Origin of the sequence: Bacillus sp. ISL-18 (assembly GCF_018613415.1) — a bacterium.
GTDB lineage: Bacteria > Bacillota > Bacilli > Bacillales > Cytobacillaceae > Neobacillus.
This window is the reverse complement of the sequence record NZ_JAGGQG010000024.1, coordinates 82,150-100,646: the sequence shown is the minus strand read 5'-3', so window position 1 is coordinate 100,646 and position 18,497 is coordinate 82,150. Positions and strand designations below refer to the sequence as shown.

The window sequence follows — 18,497 nt, the reverse complement described above, 5'->3', positions numbered from 1 at the left end:
ATGTTCACTTACATGTATTCCTCGATTGCCTTTACTAGCTCAGAAGCCTTTATACCAAGACCATCAGCAATAATGAAGACAGTGCTTAACTTTGGACTTTTTATATTGTTCTCTAGCAAACTGATGTAAGAAGGGTCAATAGAGCAGCGGTCGGCGAGTCCCCATTGTGTTAGATTCATATCATTTCTTAATTTCCTCAATGGAACTCCGAAAAGAGCCCTACGATTATTTTTCATTTTAATCTCCTTAAGTATCATTAGTGTATTTTGTCCTTTTATTGTTTATTTCTAATTTCAATTATCTAGCCCGTGCTCTTAGTTTTGGGTCGAAGTTTCCTGAAAACTATTGTTTCATTTTTTTTAATGATTTTATGATTGCGCATACATTTTTGCTGTATATAAGGCAGTTAACCGTTAAATTCAACTAAAGAGGAAAAGTTATATTTGCCTTCTTTTAGCCAGGTAATTTGTTTCTGTTCTTCTGATGCTTTGAAGTATGAGAGGGGATGTGGATGGTTTCCCCTTTCGCTGGATATCTTTTTCAATTTTTGGGCGGCCTCGATCTTGTTTATAAAAAAGTTCCTCTTTAAATCGATAATAATCGAAACACCGTTGCTAAGCTCAACTTCTGTTTTACAGCCACGGGACTTGGTTTTGACAATATGATCAGGGTTAAACCACACACAATCTTCCTTTCTTGAGGACTTATAAGGAAATAGACAAATGCCCTTATAGGAATTGACCATGATGGGGCACATATAGCTATTTCCCAGTAAGTATTTGGAACCTTTGATGGCTCCTTTTAAATCGAATCCTATGTATTTTAATGTGTCATCTATTACCTGTATTGGTGACCTGTTTACTAATAATGTTTGTCCGCCGATCATGATTCTCGCGCAAAACAACCCATGGTGGTTATATTCACCTGTCATTAAAATGATGTCTTCATACAATAAATAAAACTGATCAATAATCATAAAACATCTCCCTATTTGTTTTTTGAAATACTTAATATAGATTGGCGCGAACTTTTTTGTAAGCAACTTAGTTGAGGTTTACTAGATTGATACGTGTCCTTCACCTCTTTTGCTGCAGGTTCTTCCCCTGGTTATAATAGGTGTATTCAGCAATTCAATTGTTTGGAAATAGGATTGTAAACATGGGAGTTATTTCCTCTAATATTATTTAAATGTAATCAGGACCTTTTAACCATGTACTAAAGTATACAAAATTCGTCAAAGTTTGACATTTTTGTGGACAAAAATCTGGGGAGCATGGGGACGGTTCTCATGCTTCTTTTTTATGGAGCAGTTCTGCCTATCTTAAGACTTCATTCGGTTTGGCAGATTAGGAGCGATTGGACCACTAAAACTAATTGTTTGTATATTGTGTGGTTATATAGAGCAATAAATAAGAAAAGCACCCATATAGAGTGCTCCCCATCTGAATCCTCTTTACTTTTGGAACAAGCCTTTTATACCTTTATAAATTAAGACAAGTGAGAAGACAATAACGGTTAGAATGCCAAGGATATTTGTTACAGGTGAAACACCTTCAAGAAATGAACCAGCTAAAGGAACTCTTATAAGTGCAAAACCAGATAAAATGGTAGCAAGAAACAAGAATATACGATTATCCATAGGTTGTTCCTCCTTCCTAGGTGATTGATAAATTATATGTCGTCGAGATTACAATTATGTCAGTTTTGTAACAATGGGAATGCTCATATGAATAAGACCATGCGGACTTACGGCAATGGGCTTCCTGGTAGTTACCTCGGTGCACAAGGATGGATCATTGCTAAAAAAATGGTTTATCTAGTTGGGGAAAAAATAGGGGCCTACCCATATTTTTGAAACTATTTGTTTTGAAATCCGTAATATAAGAATTACAGTAATTAGGTATAAAAAGGGCGGTTGGGTAAATGGAGAAATTTCTAAAAGGGCTTTTGATAGGTCTTTCGACTGTTGCGGTGTTGGGGGTCATTATTGTCGGTTTCCTAATATATCAAGCGACTAGCAATGGGAGCGAAAAAACAGTAGCTGATGCCGAGACTTCGCTTAATAAGGAAATCGAAAACGATGCCGAGCTTGAAAAGAAAATTACTGAAGGTACTTACATACCTTCAGAAAGAGAATTCCAATGGATTGTTCACCGTATGACGCACCAAAAGGTTGTTGCAGATGAAAAGGACGGAGCAACCGAAATGACACCTGAAAGAATTGACGAATTGCTAAAAACATTAGATGAAACGGATTATGCCAACAAAGACGTTTATTTAGGAATCTTGAACGAGTGGGACAAAGGGAATTTTGAAAACGCGGTGGAAGCACACAACGAGTTTCTTTCCCTTCAAGGTGGGACCATCGGAGTTGCGACACGGTTGTTTACACCCGAGGAAGAACAAGAATTCATTAAACAGAACTTTCGTTAAGATGCGGGTGGAAAATTCTTTGTGAAATGTAAAAGAATAAGGTCCCTATGTACTGCACTCCAAAAGTTAGAGTAAAATCTGACGTTTGGGGTGTTTTATATGGGAAAATATGGTTGCGAATCTAAGCCCATTATCTCTGTATTAGAAATAATGGGCTTATTATATTAAGGTATATATTGTTCTGTAATTTTTGTTACAACTCCATTTGTTATCTCTAGATGAAAAGGAATCTGATGGTGCTTATCCCGCTGATTCAAGAACGCAATAAACTGACTTCTGGTTACCTTTTCATTCCATTTGATTTCGTATAAACTACGTGTCTGTAAGATATACTGGGCATGATTTGAAATGGTAAAGGTGCGTATCTTAGGATTAACGTTTCGTATCCAGTACCCGTCTGGGGCACCATCCATTTCTTTCTGGCATTTGCAATCCTTTAGAAATTCTCTATCAGCAGACTTGCCGAAATACCATTGGATATAATCAAATTTCCCTAACCATTTCCCATCAATCTGTTTTAATGAAGTTATGTAGGTGGTTGTTTTTTCCACCTTCGGGGGTTTTATAATGTTCGCTTTTGCATATGTTTGTGAACTCTGTGAGGGCAGGAATAACAATGTAAAAATCATTAATACAGGATAGAATAGCTTCATTAATCTTTGTAACTTCATACAATTTTCCCCCTCGTATCACTTTTTCCTATAGTTTAATTGTAATAGGATTAAATTAAAACGTTGTCGATATTTGGAATACCCGGAAAATACTTTTTAAAACCAAAATCATTATATTTTGTTTTTACTACCGGCCAACTGGAAACGCCATGGTAGCTGGAACGAGCGGTCAACCTGATACTACAGTAGAGGAACCGGTATCCGGAACAAGTATGCAGAATCTGGATATATTCTAATGGTTTTTTTATAATAGATTTATATCTTAAATATCGAAAGGGGTTTCAAATGAAAAAGCTTTTGACTGTATATGCTTTATTAATCATTGCCTTTCTAATATATTTAATAGAATTTCAATCCCGTGAAGCTGCTGCAAGTCTTGATGGAAAATCAAAAGGTCTGCACGGAGAAGTTGGTGAGAAATATGTAATGGTTACATTTCAGGCAGGAGCCGATTATTGGAAAAATATTTTAAAAGGATTTGAGGATGCATCACAGGCACTAAATGTCTCCGTGGAATATCGTGGTGCAGCCCAATATGATGTAAAAGAGCAAATCACGGTTCTTGAGCAGGTCATTGCCAGAAAACCATCAGGAATTGCGATTTCGGCCATCCATCCGGATGCACTAGATGTAACCATCTATAAAGCCATAGATGCAGGAATTCCTGTTGTACTATTTGATTCTGATGCTCCCAAGAGTAATGCTTATTCCTATATAGGGACCAATAATTATAATGCAGGTGTTACAGTAGCCCATGAAATGGCGGATATGATTGATCGTACCGGAAAGGTAGCAGTCATCACGTTATCCAATCAGCAAAATCAAATTGACCGATTGACGGGCTTTAAAGAGACGCTTGAAAAGCAATATCCTGATATTAAAATCGTAGCTGTTAAAGATGGAAGAGGGAATCAAATTGTTTCTAAGAATGTTGCAATTGATATTTTAAAACAGTATCCAGATTTAAAAGGTATTTTTGTAACGGAGGCAAATGGCGGCGTTGGGGTAGGAGAAGCTGCCATTCTCTTAAAAAAAGTTGGCCAAGTAAAAATTATTGGTTTTGATACAGATAAACAAATGCTAGACATGATAAAGGACGGAACGATATCGGCTACTCTTGCACAGGGAACTTGGAACATGGGTTATTGGTCTCTTCAATATTTGTTTCATGTTCGGCATGACCTGATTAAACTTCCCGATGATCCGTATACGAACGAAATTCTTCCGAAAATGGATACAGGTATAACGGTGGTGTCCAAAAAAAATGTAGAAAACTATTATGCAAAATAGGCAGTTTTGGAATTGAGTGATAATGTTGAAAAAAATAACCTCATTAGAAATGAATGATTTACCCATTCGTCATAAAATTATAGCTTTATTGCTTATAATCAGCATTCTGCCCTCCATCGGTTTTAGCTCGTTGATTGGTATAGCGGTAGATAAAATTATTGAAAAACAGGAAACAAACCATACACTGCAGTTGATCGGCCAGGCGAACAAATCGTTGGAATCTTACGTTGAAAATATGCAGGATATTTCCTATCTAGTCTCATTCAATCCGGAAATCATTCATTTTCTCCAGGCTGGGAAAGCGGCAAATGCAAATAATCAGTACCAAATGCAGCAATTTTTGCAAGGGTTTACAACCGTTAACCCTGAAATTGCAGGGATTCTTGTGATAAATGAAGAAGGTAAATTTATCAGTAATGAGATGTATACCCGTAATATTAAGTCTCTAATAAAAGAAAATTGGTATCGGGAAGCGATTGAGAATAACGGTATTTTTAAAATTATTGGCCATCCGGCAGATAGAAGTGTCAAAACCCATGTAAATTATAAGAATAGTGAAATTGTATCGGGGGTTCGGGCGATCTTGGATCCAGATTCGCAGACGGTGATTGGAGTTATCTTAATCGATTTAAAATTGCGGGTGTTATCGGAAATCATTGAAGATGTAAAGTTAGGGAAGACAGGTTATTTAATGGTAATCGATGATGAGGGGGAAGTCATTTATTCCCCGCAAGACTCTTTAGTCGACAAAATAAAGGTAAGCTGGTTGAAAAAGGGGGCATCCGGCACATTTTCCAAAAAGATTAACGGGAAAAACATGCAATTCATCTATAGAAGATCTCCATTTTCTAATTGGACGACGATTGGGGTATTTCCGACAAATGAGTCGGTAATGGAAGTACATAAAATTAACTTTTACGTGATTAGCTTTTTATTTATCGTTTTTGCATTTGGAGTTGGTGCTTCGTATTATATATCCTTTTCGATGTCAAGACCCATAAATCAATTAAATGCTTTTATGAAACAAGTGGAGTCAGGTGACCTATCGATTCGCTATAAAGGCAATCGGGCAGATGAAATTGGGAAACTAGGGCGCAGTTTTAATAAAATGCTGGAACAAATAAACAAGCTTATTTCACTAATCGAAATTCAGGGAAGGCAAAAGCAGGAGGCAGAATTACGGGCCCTGCAATCCCATATTAAGCCGCACTTTTTATACAATACGCTGGACACCATTAATTGGATGGCCCGGAGAAAAGGGGCATTGGATGTGGCCGAAGTGGTGGACTCCCTATCACAGCTTTTTCGAATTGGTCTAAGTAAAGGCAACGACCTGATTCCATTGGCAAATGAAATAGAACATATTGAAAGCTATTTGAAAATCCAAAAGGCCAGATATAAAGAAAAGTTAAATTATAGTATCTCAATAGACCCCAAACTTGCCAATATATCAGTCATAAAGATCGTACTGCAGCCAATCGTTGAGAATGCCATCTACCATGGAATTAAAGAGAGGAGGGGACCAGGGTATATTTCCATTACCGGGGAAGAACATCAGGGGAATTTGGTCCTTTGTGTAAAGGATGATGGAGCGGGAATCGAAGGGGAAAGATTAGCTGCATTACGAGAAAATCTGGCCATTAACTTTAATAGTTTGGAAGAAACGAAGCAGATGACTACTATTGGCTATGGAGTTATGAATGTTCAAGCCAGGATTAAGCTAACGCATGGGGATCCATATGGTTTATACATTGATAGTTTAAAAGGAAAAGGTACGACTGTAAAAATTCTTCTTCCATTGAGTTGATAAATAAAGATCCTATAAATAATGGGGTGTTATGCTTGAAGCAGCTTTTAAATGTAATAATTGCAGATGACGAGCCAAATATTCGTGAAGGGATCCGGTATTCCATCGATTGGAATCATATTGGGATGGAAGTGGCAGCTGAAGCTGAAGACGGTGAAGAAGCATTAGAATTGGCGCTGAAATATAAAGCGGATATTCTTTTGGCGGACTTGAACATGCCAATTATGAATGGACTGACGTTAATCAAAAATATTCGGGACAGCCTTCCTAAGTGCAGTGTCGTAATCATTTCAGGCTATGATGAATTTAGCTATGCTCAGGAAGCTTTACGGTTACAGGTGGAGGATTATATTTTAAAGCCCATCAAACCTGCTAGTTTAACGGAAGTCCTTAAAAAGGTGGCCAGTAAACTACAGACCACGAGGGCACAAAGGAAGTATTTAGAAATAGCCTCGAGCCACATTTCACAGAATACATCGTTCATTCAAGAACAATTTTGTCGAAATTGGGTGGAAGGAAATTTGACAGCCGATGAAATTAAGGAGCAGCTGCAATTTTGGGAACTGCCTGTGGGTGTTCCTCATTTACTAGCGGTCGTTCGCAGTAAGGAATTGGAAATGAATCAGCCCCTGATACTAGGGTCGGATAAGGATTTGTTTCGATTCGGCATGAAGAATGTTATTTTAGAAGTGTTGGAAAAACAGCAAAAGCTGGTTTTTAGTGATTCATCTGGTCTAATTTTCATCCTATTATGGGGACAAGTTCAGGCTGAATCATTTTCAAAAATAGAAATGAGTATCGAGTCCTACTTAAAGGTATCCCCGACTCTTTATTCAGAGTCCATTCTAGGGGATTTTGCTGCAATTCCTTCTGTTTATGAGAGTTGTAAAACAAAGGTTCTTGAGGAGTCTCATATTTCTCCAATTGTAAGACGCGCAAAAAATTATATTTGCCAACAATATTCGAATCCTGAGTTGACTCTGGAATCCATTGCCCAACAATTACAAGTTTCATCTGTCTATTTAAGCCGGATGATTAAACAAGGATTGGGAACATCCTTTACAGCTTTGGTTACCGATATGAGAATAAAAAAAGCAATTAAGCTGCTGAATTCAACTAATTTACAAGTTTATGAAATAGCAGAACAAGTCGGGTATGAATCCCAGCATTATTTTAGTACGGCTTTTAAAAAGGTTGTCGGTGTTTCTCCCAATCAATATCGAAAAGGTGCTGTGAAGCAGCTATATATGATGGATACTAACAGCTAAAAAAAGACATCAGTGCCTGAAGCGTAAATCAAGAGACACATTTAGCAGCGCCAAAACAATGTATAAAACGGACTGCAAAAGTTCAATAATCTTCAAAAGGGTGAGCACCTGCTAGCAGCAGTGTGCCGCCCTTTTTATGTTTATATTTTTATAGAGAAAACGTAAGCGCTTAATAAAAGTTAAATTTTTATAAAAATTGTTAATTAATTGAAAAGACGTGTTAGGTTGTCCTTGGTATGATGTTTTCAAGAGAAAGGGCTTACATCCTGACTCGGAAAAATTATCTACATAGTAAAGAGGGGGCATACCAATGAAAAAATTAGTTTCAATTTTCTTAGTTGCAATGCTGGCTTTTGCGTTAGTTGCATGTAACAAAAGCGATCAAGCCAGTGGATCTGCTGGAAAATCTAAAAAACATTACGTTTTTGGTTACACATCTATGACACAGAACAATCCATTCTTCCAAGTGCTTGAAAAGTCCATCCGTGAAAAGGTAGAGGCGAATGGCGACAAGCTAATTACAACAAATCCAGCAATGAACGTGGAACTTCAAATTAATCAAATTGAAGACATGATTGCTCAGGGAATTGATGGGATCTTCCTAAATCCAGTGGATTGGGAAGGTATTAGACCTGCATTAGTGATGCTCGAAGAAGCCAATATACCGATTATCAACTATGATACAGAAGTTAAAGACTTTAAATATGTTACCGCTTACGTTGGTTCTGATAACAAAAATGCAGGCAGAGTAGATGGCCAAGATCTTGTGAAAAGATTTCCAAATGGCGGAAAGATTGCCGTCCTTGACAGCCCAACAATGAATTCTATCAATGATAGAATTGCAGGGTTTATGGAAGCCATTAAAGGGAAAAATTTTGAAATTGTAGCACAACAAGATGCTAAAGGAGATTTACAGACAGCTCTAGGCATCACCGAAGATATCCTTCAAGCTCATCCTGATATCGTTGCAATCATGGGCGGAAATGATCCAACTGCGTTAGGTGCATTAGCAGCAGCAAAAGCAGCAAATAAAACAGACATTGCCATTTATGGTGTAGATGGTTCTCCGGATGCCAAAGCAGCAATTAAAGAAGGCGGACCACTTGTTGGAACAGGTGCACAATCACCAATCTCAATCGGAAAGCAATCAGTTGATGTAGCATACAAAGTGCTAAAAGGTGAAAAGTTTGAGAAGAGAAATCCAGTTGAGACATTCTTAATCAACAAAGATAATGTTGATAAATACGGCACAGATGGATGGCAGTAAGCAGCAGTAAATAATGATTTAGATTAATGGGTGACTAGAAATATAAGTGTCACCCTTTCTAATTTAACGAGGTGGAGAATATGAGCGGTAAACTGTTGGAAATGAAAGGTGTAACAAAGCGGTTTCCTGGGGTTTATGCTTTAAAGGGCGCGAATTTCGAATTGGAATTGGGCGAAGTTCATGCACTTCTTGGGGAAAATGGTGCAGGTAAATCAACACTGATGAAAATATTGAATGGCATTTATAGCATTGACGAAGGGAAAGTCTATATAAATGGGAATGAAGTTCAGATTAGTAGTGTAAAAGATGCCCAAAAATACGGCATAAGTATTATCCACCAAGAAATCAGCTTAGTCCCTTATTTATCGATAGCCGAAAATATCTACTTAGGTCGTGAACCGCTAACAAAAACGGGGTTTATCGATCAAAAGACCATGTATGAGAATGCTCAAAAATATTTAGACGTTTTTGACTTGGGATTAGCTGCACATACAGCAGTGAACAAATTAAATGTCGCTCAACAGCAAATGATTGAAATCATTAAAGCGGTATCCTTTAATTCAAAAATCATTGTAATGGATGAACCAACCTCATCATTGACGGAAAAAGAGGTGGAGTTCTTGTTCAAAACGATTAGAAATTTAAAAGAGCAAGGCGTCGGAATGGTCTATATCTCCCATAGAATGAATGAATTATTTGAAATCACGGATAGAATCACTGTCATGCGTGATGGAACTTATATTGGCACAGTGATAACAAAAGATACAACATATGATAAATTAATCGCCATGATGGTCGGCCGGGAACTAACCAATTACTATGTCAGGGACTTTACCGCATCAGATGAATGTGTCTTAAAAGTTAGTAATTTAACGAAAAAGGGCGTTGTTGAAAATGCTAGTTTTGAACTCAGGAAAGGTGAAATCCTTGGTTTTTCTGGATTAGTAGGCGCCGGCAGATCAGAACTTATGAAGTGCATATTTGGCTTGGATCTTTTCGAACAGGGTGAAATATTTGTAAAGGGAAGTAAAGTTACAATTAAAAATCCAAATGATGCGATAAAAAATAAAATTGCGTATGTAACGGAAAATCGTAAAGAAGAAGGATTATTCCTAACACAATCGGTTCAATATAATTTAACAATCAAGATACTGGATGAATTCATGAAATTCTTCAGGGTTAATTCTAAATATGAAAGCAATGAAACAAATAACTATATAAGAGACCTAAAGATTAAGACACCAAGCCCGGAGCAAGAAGTAAAGAATCTAAGTGGTGGAAATCAACAAAAGGTTTTAATCTCGAGATGGCTGGCCACCAAACCGCAAGTTTTAATTCTAGACGAACCTACTAGAGGTGTCGATGTAGGGGCAAAAGCGGAGATCTATTCTATCATGAACCAATTAGTCAAAGAAGGCGTTTCTATTATCATGATTTCCTCGGAACTGCCTGAAGTGATCAATATGAGTGATCGAGTTGCCGTCATGTGCAAAGGCAAAATCCAAACGATATTGAATAAAGATCGTTTTAACCAAGAAACCATTATGCATTACGCGACTGGGGGTAATTGACATGTCTCAAGTGTCTATCAATGTAAACAAGAAAGCCCATTCCGCTCCAAATGTCGGGGGTGGGATCATAAGCTTTGTTCGAAATAATATAGGAATCATTATAGGATTGCTAGTCTTATGCATCGTCATATCGATGGTCAATCCCAACTTTCTAAATTCCAATAACCTGCTTAATGTATTAAGACAAACTTCTACCAATCTATATTTGGCTTTAGCCATGACGATGATCATAATAATAGGCGGTATTGACCTATCGGTAGGATCCATCATGGCGGTAGTAGGAGTGGTAACAACGGGACTGATCGCCTTATTGGGAACACCGGTTATTGCTGCAGTTGCTGTAGGTCTTTTAGTGGGAATGCTAATTGGTGCTGTGAATGGTTATGTTTCAGCTACCACTGTCATACCTCCATTCATTGTCACTCTTGCAACCATGAATATCGCGAGGGGTGCCGCATATGTAATCTCTGATGGTAAACCAATCAGGGTCATGTCAGAATCGTTTAACTCCATTGGTTCCGGTTATATTGGCGGAGTATTACCTATGCCGGTACTATATTTAATTATTCTATTAGTCGTATGTTATCTAATCATGAATAAAACCAAGCTTGGCCGTTATATGTATGCGGTCGGCGGAAATGCGGAAGCGGCTAAATTTGCCGGTATTAATATCAAAAAAGTAAAGTTCTTTGCTTATACATTCAGTGGTTTAATGGCAGCTGTAGCTGGTATTGTCCTGGCATCTCGTATGTTCTCCGGGCAGCCTACATCAGGAACTGGAGCAGAACTTGACGCGATTGCCGCAGTTGTTTTAGGTGGAACGAGTATGACAGGTGGTTACGGCAGGATCGGCGGTACTGTAATCGGTGCTCTCATTATTGGTGTACTAAGCAATGGGTTAAACCTGATGGGAGTAAGTTCGTTTTGGCAATATATCGTTAAAGGGATTGTCATATTAGTGGCTGTTTATGCGGATGTCATTAAAAAAAGAAGAGCATAGTCTATCATTCCAAAGCCTATGGATGAAACGAAGTTATCAATAGGTATATGGTTTGGGCTATGATCACTAAGAAGGTGATCAATTGAATGAGGGAATCGCATTTGCAGGAACAATTGCTGTAGATGAAATTAAGAAAATTGAAAAGTATCCCAATAAATCTGAATTGACAACAATCCGAAGCATTTCAAGGTCAAATGGAGGGGCGGTCTCCAATTGTGCGATTACGTTAGCAAAAATGGATCACAGCCTGCCGATTGAGATCATCGCACTTCTTGGAGACGATGATAAGGGTCATTTTCTTAAAGACAAACTAGGAAACTATAAAAACATCGATATGAGCCATGTGAAAGTGATTGGAGATACTCCCTTTACAGATGTGATTCAAGATGAGAATGACCATACCCGGACCTTTTTTACCTACCGAGGCAATTCAAGTTTATTTGATGAGAAAATGATTGAGTTGGAAAAGCTGAACTCGAAGATTCTCCATATAGCTTACATTCTTTTATTAGAATCATTAGACCAGGAGGATCTTGAGTTTGGGACAAAGATGGCAAAGGTTTTGAAACAAGCACAAGATTTGGGCATTAAAACATCGATTGATATTGTTAGTGAAAATAGTAACAGGTATGAAACACTTGTCCCGCCGGCTTTAAAATATACAAACTACTGTGTAATCAATGAACTCGAGGCAGGTAAAAGTGTGGGTATCAGTTTAAGAGATTCATCAGGTGCATTAATTATCTCAAAAATAAAAAGGACTCTTTTTAAATTGAAGCAATTAGGAGTTAAAGACTGGGTTGTGATCCATACTCCGGAAGGCAGCTTTGGATACGACGGATCGATTACCTATAGTATCCCTTCCCTATTGCTGGACCGGCACTGGATTAAGGGAACAGTAGGTGCAGGAGATGCTTATGTGACCGGAGTATTATACGGAGCATTAAAAGGATTGGACCTCCCGGATTCTATGAAATTAGGCACCGCAGCGGCTGCCTCTTCCTTATCTGCAGAGGACAGTACGTCCGGAGTTAGAAGCTACGAACGGCTTGTTAACATGTATAAGGAATTTCCGAAAAGAGAACCAATAGAACTTTAAGGAGGATTTTAATAGTGCTTGTTACATTAAAAGAAATTTTATTAAAAGCGGAAGAAGGAAATTACGCGGTTGGCGCGTTTAACTGCCCAACGTTGGAATCTGCAAGGGCTGTCGTTGAAGCAGCAGAAGAATTACAGGTTCCGATTATTTTGTCACATGCAGAGGTGCACTTTGAAATTACCCCGCTCGAAATCATGGGACCGATTCTTGTGGAATTTGCTAAAAAAGCAAGTGTTCCGGTAGTCGTACACCTTGATCATGGCTCAAATCTCGAAAATGTCAAAAAAGCAATCGACATCGGTTTTACCTCCGTGATGATTGATGCTTCACATATGAGTTATGAAGAGAATATCAGAACGGTGGACGAAGTCGTTAAATATGCACATGAGCATAACGTCTCAGTCGAAGCGGAGCTTGGAATGATGACTTCATCCGGTATTGGCGGTGAAGAAACCCAAGGGGAAGAGCATCTTAGTGAAGGTGACTCAGTTGATTATTATACAGACCCAAAAGTGGCAAAAGACTTTGTTGAGAGAACAGAAATTGATGCATTAGCTGCCTCCTTTGGAACCGTTCATGGTATGTATATCAAGGAGCCAAATCTTGATGTAGAACGACTAAAAATGATTTCAGAGAATATTAGAAGACCAGTTGTTATGCATGGCGGTTCCGGATTAAGCGAAGAAGACTATGTAGCCGTTATTACTTCCGGCGTAAGAAAGATTAATTACTATAGCTATGCCGCAAACGCAGGTGCACTAGCTGTAAAAGATTATATCGATCATCACAAAAATCTTTTCTATCATGACTTTACGGTCGCTGCAAAAGCCGCTATCAAAAAAGATGTAAAAAGAGCAATGGGGATATTTTCAAATAGGAATCAATTTGTAGGAAATTAGAGTTTTATAAGTTTTTATAATGATTATCCGTCCAAGGAGGAATGAAGCTTGAATCTACAAGAACTTGAAAGTGTAAAAGATAAGTCTTTAGAATTGTTCGATAAGGCCAATATCATTTTGACAGAAGAAGAGAAAAATGGCCTAGAGGTAGCTGACTTTGGACTAAATAAAATTGAGGATACAGGATTACAATTGATTACATATGTTAATACCGATCTGGTTTGCGCGAAGGAACTGGCCTTGCTGCCATATCAAACTTGTCCTGAACACAAGCATCCTAAAAGGGGTTTCGATGACGGAAAAGAAGAGACGTTTAGATGTCGATATGGAACAGTATATCTATATGTAGAAGGGGAAGAAACAAAAAATCGTACAATGAATCCTCCGCAGGGAGATGAAGAGTACTATACTGTTTTCAGGGAAATCATTTTGCAGCCAGGGGAGCAATATACGATTTACCCGAATATCCTTCATTGGTTTAAAGCAGGAAGCGAAGGGGCGGTAGTGTCTGAATTCTCGACAAGAAGTACAGATGAAAGTGATATATTTACAGACTCGAGAATTAAGAGAATACCAGAATTATAAAAGATAAAATTACGAATGATAAAGTGGGGAAATGCTCAACATAAATAAGCCCATTATCTCTGTATCAGAAGTAATGGGCACATTTATGTAGTAAGAGAGCAGAGCGTAATTGTATCTCTGCCCTTTAAGTTTAGTGCCTGTCACACCTTGAGTTTTGTTGAAATCTGATAAAGAAGCAAGGGGATAGGTCGATGAATTTAAGAAGTTAAATAAGAATTAATTTACTTAAAAAACACAAAAAATGTTTTTTTATCATGTAAAAACGAACGATTTACTTTTAATTTTAATTATTGTTCACCTTTCCGGTTGTAAACCCATTGGATATTTGTTAGTCTAGTATAGTAATCATCTTAAATAGCATTACTCGTATATACTCAGAAATAGGGTCTGAGCGTTTCTACCTGGTTCCCAATGTAAGAACTAGACTACGAGTTAAAGTATTGTCTAACACGCCATCATTTTTATGGCTGCCAATGTATGTTTAGTGAAGGGGTTTTTTTGCTAAACTATTGATACTTTGACTTTTCGTAGGTCTAGGAGGTAGAAAGGTTCTACCGCTCTAGACCTTTTTCTTTGGAACGAACAACGAGTACATCCACAACAAGAGAAAAGGGGAATAATTAATGAAAAAGGGATTTCTAAACAAGTATGTCTCATGGACAGCGATTGCGATCTTGCTCTTATCGATGCTCGCAGGCTGGAAGTCTTCATTACTACATGAAACAAAAGTAGAAGGTGCCGCAAGACCGATTCTTATTGAAGGTCCAATGCCAATAGAAGCTGAGAATTTCGCGAAGAAATTAGAAAAAGTAAAAGTAGAAAAATCAGGAACCTTTGTATTCTATAAAGGAAAACTGGATGGTTATCCTGTTATTGTTGCAAAAACAGGCAAGGGAATGGAAAATACGGCAGCCGTTACAGCTCTGGCGATTGAAAAATATAAGCCGATTGCGATCATCAATCAAGGAACAGCTGGAGGACATGATCCGTCTTTAAACGTATTTGATATTGTATTAGGAAAAAGAGTAACCAACATCGGTTCATTAAAAACAGAAACGAAAAATGCAGGCGAGGGAATGGACCCGAGTCAATGGATTCCAATGGACTTAATGGCTTCTGAAGGAAGCGGAGCAGATGCGAATGCTAATAAGGTTCGCTACTATGAAGGAGATAAAGAGCTGCTCGCAGCAGCTAATGCGGTAAAGCACTTATATACGAAAGGTAAGGTTGTGGAAGGGACGATTGGGTCAGCAGACTTTTGGAACAATGAAGTGGACCGTATTAACTGGATTCATGAAAAGTACGGTACATCTGTAGAAGAGATGGAAGGTGCTGCGGCTGCACAAATTGCCGATGCTTATGATGTACCTTTCTTAGGTATTAGAATCCTCTCTAACAATAAAACAAATGGCGGGGCCTATAACCCTAATACTGCTGCAGCAAACCAAGAATATGTATATGATGTTGTGAAACAATATATCTCAACAATAAAAAAATAAGGGTGGGTGCTCCATTCTATGAAAACGGCTTAGTGGTGAAACTCTAAGCTGTTTTCTTTTAAATGATGCAATACATCCAAATTTTTTACCATAATCCAATGGGAGTCTCATGCTTCTTTTTGTGACTAGAGGCGGATCTTGTTTCAAAACCAGGTAACGCCCAGAGTTTGACGAACGGGTGAGATTGTTTGCATATGTGTTGTATAGAGCAATAAATGAAAAAAGCACCCATATAGAGTGCTTCCCATCTGATTCCTCTTTATTTTTGGAACAAACTTTTTACACCTTTATAAATTAAGACGAGTGAGAAGACAAGAACGGTTAGAATGCCAAGGACATTTGTTACAGGTGAAATGCTTTCAAGGAATGAATCAGCTAAAGGAACTTTTATAAGTGCAAAACCAGATAAAATGGTAGCGAGAAACAAGAAAATCCGATTATCCATTGGTTCTTCCTCCTTCCTAGGCGATTGATAAATTATATGACATTATGATTACGAATATGTCAATTTTGTAACGAAGAGATTGTTCTTACAAATAAAGTCATAGGGACGGTTTATGTAGTAATTTTACCCAACAAAAAAAACGACAAAATATTGTCGCCTCTAAGATTGTCTTTCTATATCTTTTAATTCCTCAAGAAGGTTGTCAATGTTCGGGGATCCATTACCTTAATTATATATGAATGAAGCAAAGTTGAAATAGATAAATTCCAGTTCACTCTTCCTTAACTTTCTTTAGCTGTTTTTATCCTATTGGATAAATAACCTAAACATATGACGAGAACGGTAATAGCAGTAGGAATCAATAAATGTAAATCGTCTGGAAGAATATATTCGAACTTTGGTTCTCTAACGATCATTTCACCTGCTGTCCAAGCCAATATTCCAGCGCCAGCATAAGAGATGATTGGGTACTTTTCCATTGCTTTTAATATGAATTGGCTGCCAAAAACAACAAGAGGAATACTAACAATAACTCCAATCATTATACCGGCTATATTTCCTTCAACCGCACCAGCAATAGCTAGGACATTATCAAGAGACATGATGGCATCAGCAGTAATAATGGTTTTGACAGCTGAAATTAAACTTGAACCGCCTTCTCTATGATCGTCTTCATCATCAGCTATTAGAAGTTTTATGGCAATATACACTAGAAGAAGACCGCCTATAAAAGTTACGAAAGGTAAGGCTAGTAGATAAACAATCGCTGTTGCAAATAGTAAACGTAAAATAATAGCTCCAAATGTTCCCCAAAAGATGGCTTTCTTTTGTTGCTTCTTTGGAACATTACGTGATGCCATTGCGATTACAACTGCGTTATCCCCGCTTAATACAATATTGATTAAAATAACCTCCAAAAGAACCGCAAAAGACAATCCAAAAATCTCCAAAATGTTCACCTCTGAATATAAGCTAACTAAGTCATTATATTAATTAGAGGCTTAAAAAAGACCGGATTTGAAAGATCACAGGGACGGTTCTCATGCTTCTTTTTTATGGAGCTGTTCTGCCTATCTTAAGACTTCATTCGGTTGAGCAGATTTAGGAGCGATTGGACCACTAAAACTATTTGTTTGTATATTGTGCTGTTAATAGAGCAATAAATGAGAAAAGCACCCATATAGAGTGCTCCCCATCTGAATCCTCTTTACTTTTGGAACAAGCCTTTTACACCTTTATAAATTAAGACAAGTGAGAAGACAATAACGGTTAGAATGCCAAGGATATTTGTTACAGGTGAAACGCCTTCAAGGAATGAACCAGCTAAAGGAACTCTTATAAGTGCAAAACCAGATAAAATTGTAGCAAGAAACAAGAAGATACGATTATCCATAGGTTTTTCCTCCTTCCTAGGTGATTGATAAATTATATGTCATCCAGATTACAATTATGTCAGTTTTGTAACAATAGGAATGCTCATATGAATAAGACCATGCGGACGTACGGCAACGGGCTTCCTGGTAGTTTCCTCGGTGCACAAGGATGGATCATTGCTATAAAAATGGTATTATATAGTTTGGAAAAATAGGGGCTCACCCATATTTTTGAAACTATTTGTTTTGAAATCCGTAATATAAGAATTACAATAATTAGGTATAAAAAGGGCGGTTGGGTAAATGGAGAAATTTTTAAAAGGGCTATTGATAGGACTTTCGACTGTTGCGGTGTTGGGGGTCATTATTGTCGGTGTCCTAATATATCAAGCGACTAACAATCGGAGCGAAAAAACAGTAGCTGATGCCGAGTCTTCGCTTGATACGAAAGTCGAAAGCGATGCCAAGCTTGAAAAGAAAATTACGGAAGGTAATTATATACCTAAAGAAGACGAATTCCAATGGATTCTTCACCGTATGACGCACCAAAAAGTTGCTGCAGATGAAAAGGACGGAGCAACCGAAATGACACCTGAAAGAATTGACGAATTGCTAAAAACATTAGATGAAACGGATTATGACAACAAAGACGTTTATTTAGAAATCTTGAACGAGTGGGACAAAGGGAAATTCGAAAACGCGGTGGAAGCACACAACGAAATTCTTTCCCTTCAAGGTGGGACCATCGGAGTTGCGACACGGTTGTTTACACCCGAGGAAGAACAAGAATTCATTGAACAGAACTTTCGTTAAGATGCGGGTGGAAAATTCTTTGTGAAACGTAAAAAAATAAGGTTCCTATGTACTGCGCCCCAAATGTTAGAGAAACTAGTAGTAATCATGATTAGCTAGTGAAGGGACGATCGGGTCAGCTGACTTTTGGAACAATGAAGTGGACCGTATTAACTGGATTCATGAAAAGTACGGTACATCTGTAGAAGAGATGGAAGGTGCCTCGGCTGTACAAATTGCCGGTGCTTATGATATAGCTTTTTTAGGTATTAGAATCCTCTCTAACAATAAAACAAATGGAGGCGCCTATAATCCTAATACTGCAGCAGCAAACCAAGAATATGTATATGATGTTGTGAAACAATATATATCAACAATAAAAAAATAAGAGTGGGTGCTCCATTCTGTAAAAAAAGGGCTTAGAGGAGAACCTCTAAGCCGTTTTCTTTTTGGTTAAAAAGTACATCAAAATTAATAGAAAAATGTGGGGAAGCATAG

The 18,497-nt window shown here is 37.8% G+C and carries 20 protein-coding genes, 1 pseudogene and 1 riboswitch; of the genes and pseudogenes, 14 read left to right on the top strand and 7 right to left on the bottom strand.

Annotation, left to right across the window (positions count from 1 at the left end; all coding sequences use genetic code 11):
• Positions 1-8: 8 nt before the first annotated feature.
• The 3 genes from J7E81_RS25920 to J7E81_RS25910 form a co-directional block, all read right to left on the bottom strand.
• Positions 9-236, bottom strand: a complete 228-nt coding sequence (locus tag J7E81_RS25920; protein WP_215046932.1) for a helix-turn-helix domain-containing protein — start codon at positions 234-236, stop codon at positions 9-11.
• A gap of 170 nt (positions 237-406) precedes the next feature.
• Positions 407-976: a competence protein ComK gene (locus J7E81_RS25915; protein ID WP_215046930.1), complete on the bottom strand. Its 570-nt coding sequence runs from the start codon at positions 974-976 to the stop codon at positions 407-409.
• Positions 977-1,453: 477 nt separating this feature from the next.
• Complete coding sequence (locus J7E81_RS25910; RefSeq protein WP_215046928.1) at positions 1,454-1,639, bottom strand: hypothetical protein; 186 nt, start codon at positions 1,637-1,639, stop codon at positions 1,454-1,456.
• An 87-nt stretch (positions 1,640-1,726) separates the two neighbouring features.
• On the opposite strand from J7E81_RS25910, the gene J7E81_RS31015 reads away from it, so the two are divergent.
• Positions 1,727-1,855, top strand: coding sequence for a hypothetical protein (locus J7E81_RS31015; RefSeq protein ID WP_285292055.1), 129 nt, complete (start codon positions 1,727-1,729; stop codon positions 1,853-1,855).
• Between the two features lie 68 nt (positions 1,856-1,923).
• Positions 1,924-2,433, top strand: coding sequence for a DUF6241 domain-containing protein (locus J7E81_RS25905; RefSeq protein ID WP_215046926.1), 510 nt, complete (start codon positions 1,924-1,926; stop codon positions 2,431-2,433).
• 164 nt (positions 2,434-2,597) lie between these two features.
• Here J7E81_RS25905 and J7E81_RS25900 read toward each other — a convergent pair whose 3' ends face one another.
• Positions 2,598-3,104 (bottom strand): hypothetical protein, encoded by a 507-nt coding sequence (locus J7E81_RS25900; protein ID WP_215046924.1) that lies wholly within the window; start codon positions 3,102-3,104, stop codon positions 2,598-2,600.
• 285 nt (positions 3,105-3,389) lie between these two features.
• Between J7E81_RS25900 and J7E81_RS25895 the strand changes: the two genes are divergently transcribed.
• From J7E81_RS25895 to J7E81_RS25850, 10 genes are all read left to right on the top strand, one after another.
• Positions 3,390-4,394: a substrate-binding domain-containing protein gene (locus tag J7E81_RS25895; RefSeq protein ID WP_215046922.1), complete on the top strand. Its 1,005-nt coding sequence runs from the start codon at positions 3,390-3,392 to the stop codon at positions 4,392-4,394.
• A 22-nt stretch (positions 4,395-4,416) separates the two neighbouring features.
• A complete protein-coding gene (locus J7E81_RS25890) occupies positions 4,417-6,201 on the top strand; it encodes a cache domain-containing sensor histidine kinase (RefSeq protein WP_215046920.1) in 1,785 nt (594 codons plus the stop codon).
• A gap of 26 nt (positions 6,202-6,227) precedes the next feature.
• Positions 6,228-7,469 (top strand): response regulator transcription factor, encoded by a 1,242-nt coding sequence (locus J7E81_RS25885; RefSeq protein ID WP_374104101.1) that lies wholly within the window; start codon positions 6,228-6,230, stop codon positions 7,467-7,469.
• 310 nt (positions 7,470-7,779) lie between these two features.
• Complete coding sequence (locus tag J7E81_RS25880; RefSeq protein WP_215046916.1) at positions 7,780-8,736, top strand: sugar ABC transporter substrate-binding protein; 957 nt, start codon at positions 7,780-7,782, stop codon at positions 8,734-8,736.
• 80 nt (positions 8,737-8,816) lie between these two features.
• Positions 8,817-10,307, top strand: coding sequence for a sugar ABC transporter ATP-binding protein (locus tag J7E81_RS25875; RefSeq protein ID WP_215046914.1), 1,491 nt, complete (start codon positions 8,817-8,819; stop codon positions 10,305-10,307).
• A gap of 1 nt (position 10,308) precedes the next feature.
• On the top strand, positions 10,309-11,307 hold the full coding sequence (locus J7E81_RS25870; RefSeq protein WP_215046912.1) for an ABC transporter permease: 999 nt from the start codon (positions 10,309-10,311) through the stop codon (positions 11,305-11,307).
• Between the two features lie 82 nt (positions 11,308-11,389).
• Entirely contained in the window at positions 11,390-12,406 is a 1,017-nt protein-coding gene (locus J7E81_RS25865; protein ID WP_215046905.1) for a carbohydrate kinase family protein, read from the top strand.
• Positions 12,407-12,420: 14 nt separating this feature from the next.
• The gene (locus tag J7E81_RS25860) at positions 12,421-13,305 is read left to right on the top strand and encodes a class II fructose-bisphosphate aldolase (protein ID WP_215046903.1); all 885 of its coding nucleotides are present in this window, start codon (positions 12,421-12,423) and stop codon (positions 13,303-13,305) included.
• Positions 13,306-13,353: 48 nt separating this feature from the next.
• The gene (locus J7E81_RS25855; protein ID WP_215046901.1) at positions 13,354-13,890 is read left to right on the top strand and encodes a D-lyxose/D-mannose family sugar isomerase; all 537 of its coding nucleotides are present in this window, start codon (positions 13,354-13,356) and stop codon (positions 13,888-13,890) included.
• A gap of 344 nt (positions 13,891-14,234) precedes the next feature.
• Positions 14,235-14,338, top strand: a riboswitch (purine riboswitch).
• 175 nt (positions 14,339-14,513) lie between these two features.
• Positions 14,514-15,389 carry a 5'-methylthioadenosine/S-adenosylhomocysteine nucleosidase gene (locus tag J7E81_RS25850; protein WP_215046899.1) on the top strand — a complete coding sequence of 292 codons (876 nt, stop codon included), beginning with the start codon at positions 14,514-14,516 and terminating at the stop codon, positions 15,387-15,389.
• A gap of 259 nt (positions 15,390-15,648) precedes the next feature.
• Here J7E81_RS25850 and J7E81_RS25845 read toward each other — a convergent pair whose 3' ends face one another.
• The 3 genes from J7E81_RS25845 to J7E81_RS25835 form a co-directional block, all read right to left on the bottom strand.
• Positions 15,649-15,834 (bottom strand): hypothetical protein, encoded by a 186-nt coding sequence (locus J7E81_RS25845; protein ID WP_215046897.1) that lies wholly within the window; start codon positions 15,832-15,834, stop codon positions 15,649-15,651.
• 281 nt (positions 15,835-16,115) lie between these two features.
• Positions 16,116-16,769 (bottom strand): TerC family protein, encoded by a 654-nt coding sequence (locus J7E81_RS25840; RefSeq protein ID WP_251028887.1) that lies wholly within the window; start codon positions 16,767-16,769, stop codon positions 16,116-16,118.
• A 272-nt stretch (positions 16,770-17,041) separates the two neighbouring features.
• On the bottom strand, positions 17,042-17,227 hold the full coding sequence (locus J7E81_RS25835; protein ID WP_215046895.1) for a hypothetical protein: 186 nt from the start codon (positions 17,225-17,227) through the stop codon (positions 17,042-17,044).
• 283 nt (positions 17,228-17,510) lie between these two features.
• Here J7E81_RS25835 and J7E81_RS25830 point away from each other — a divergent pair, with 283 nt between their 5' ends.
• Positions 17,511-18,020, top strand: coding sequence for a DUF6241 domain-containing protein (locus J7E81_RS25830; RefSeq protein WP_215046893.1), 510 nt, complete (start codon positions 17,511-17,513; stop codon positions 18,018-18,020).
• Positions 18,021-18,120: 100 nt separating this feature from the next.
• A pseudogene (locus tag J7E81_RS25825) lies at positions 18,121-18,387 on the top strand (phosphorylase family protein); the annotation flags it as partial.
• Positions 18,388-18,497 lie beyond the last annotated feature (110 nt).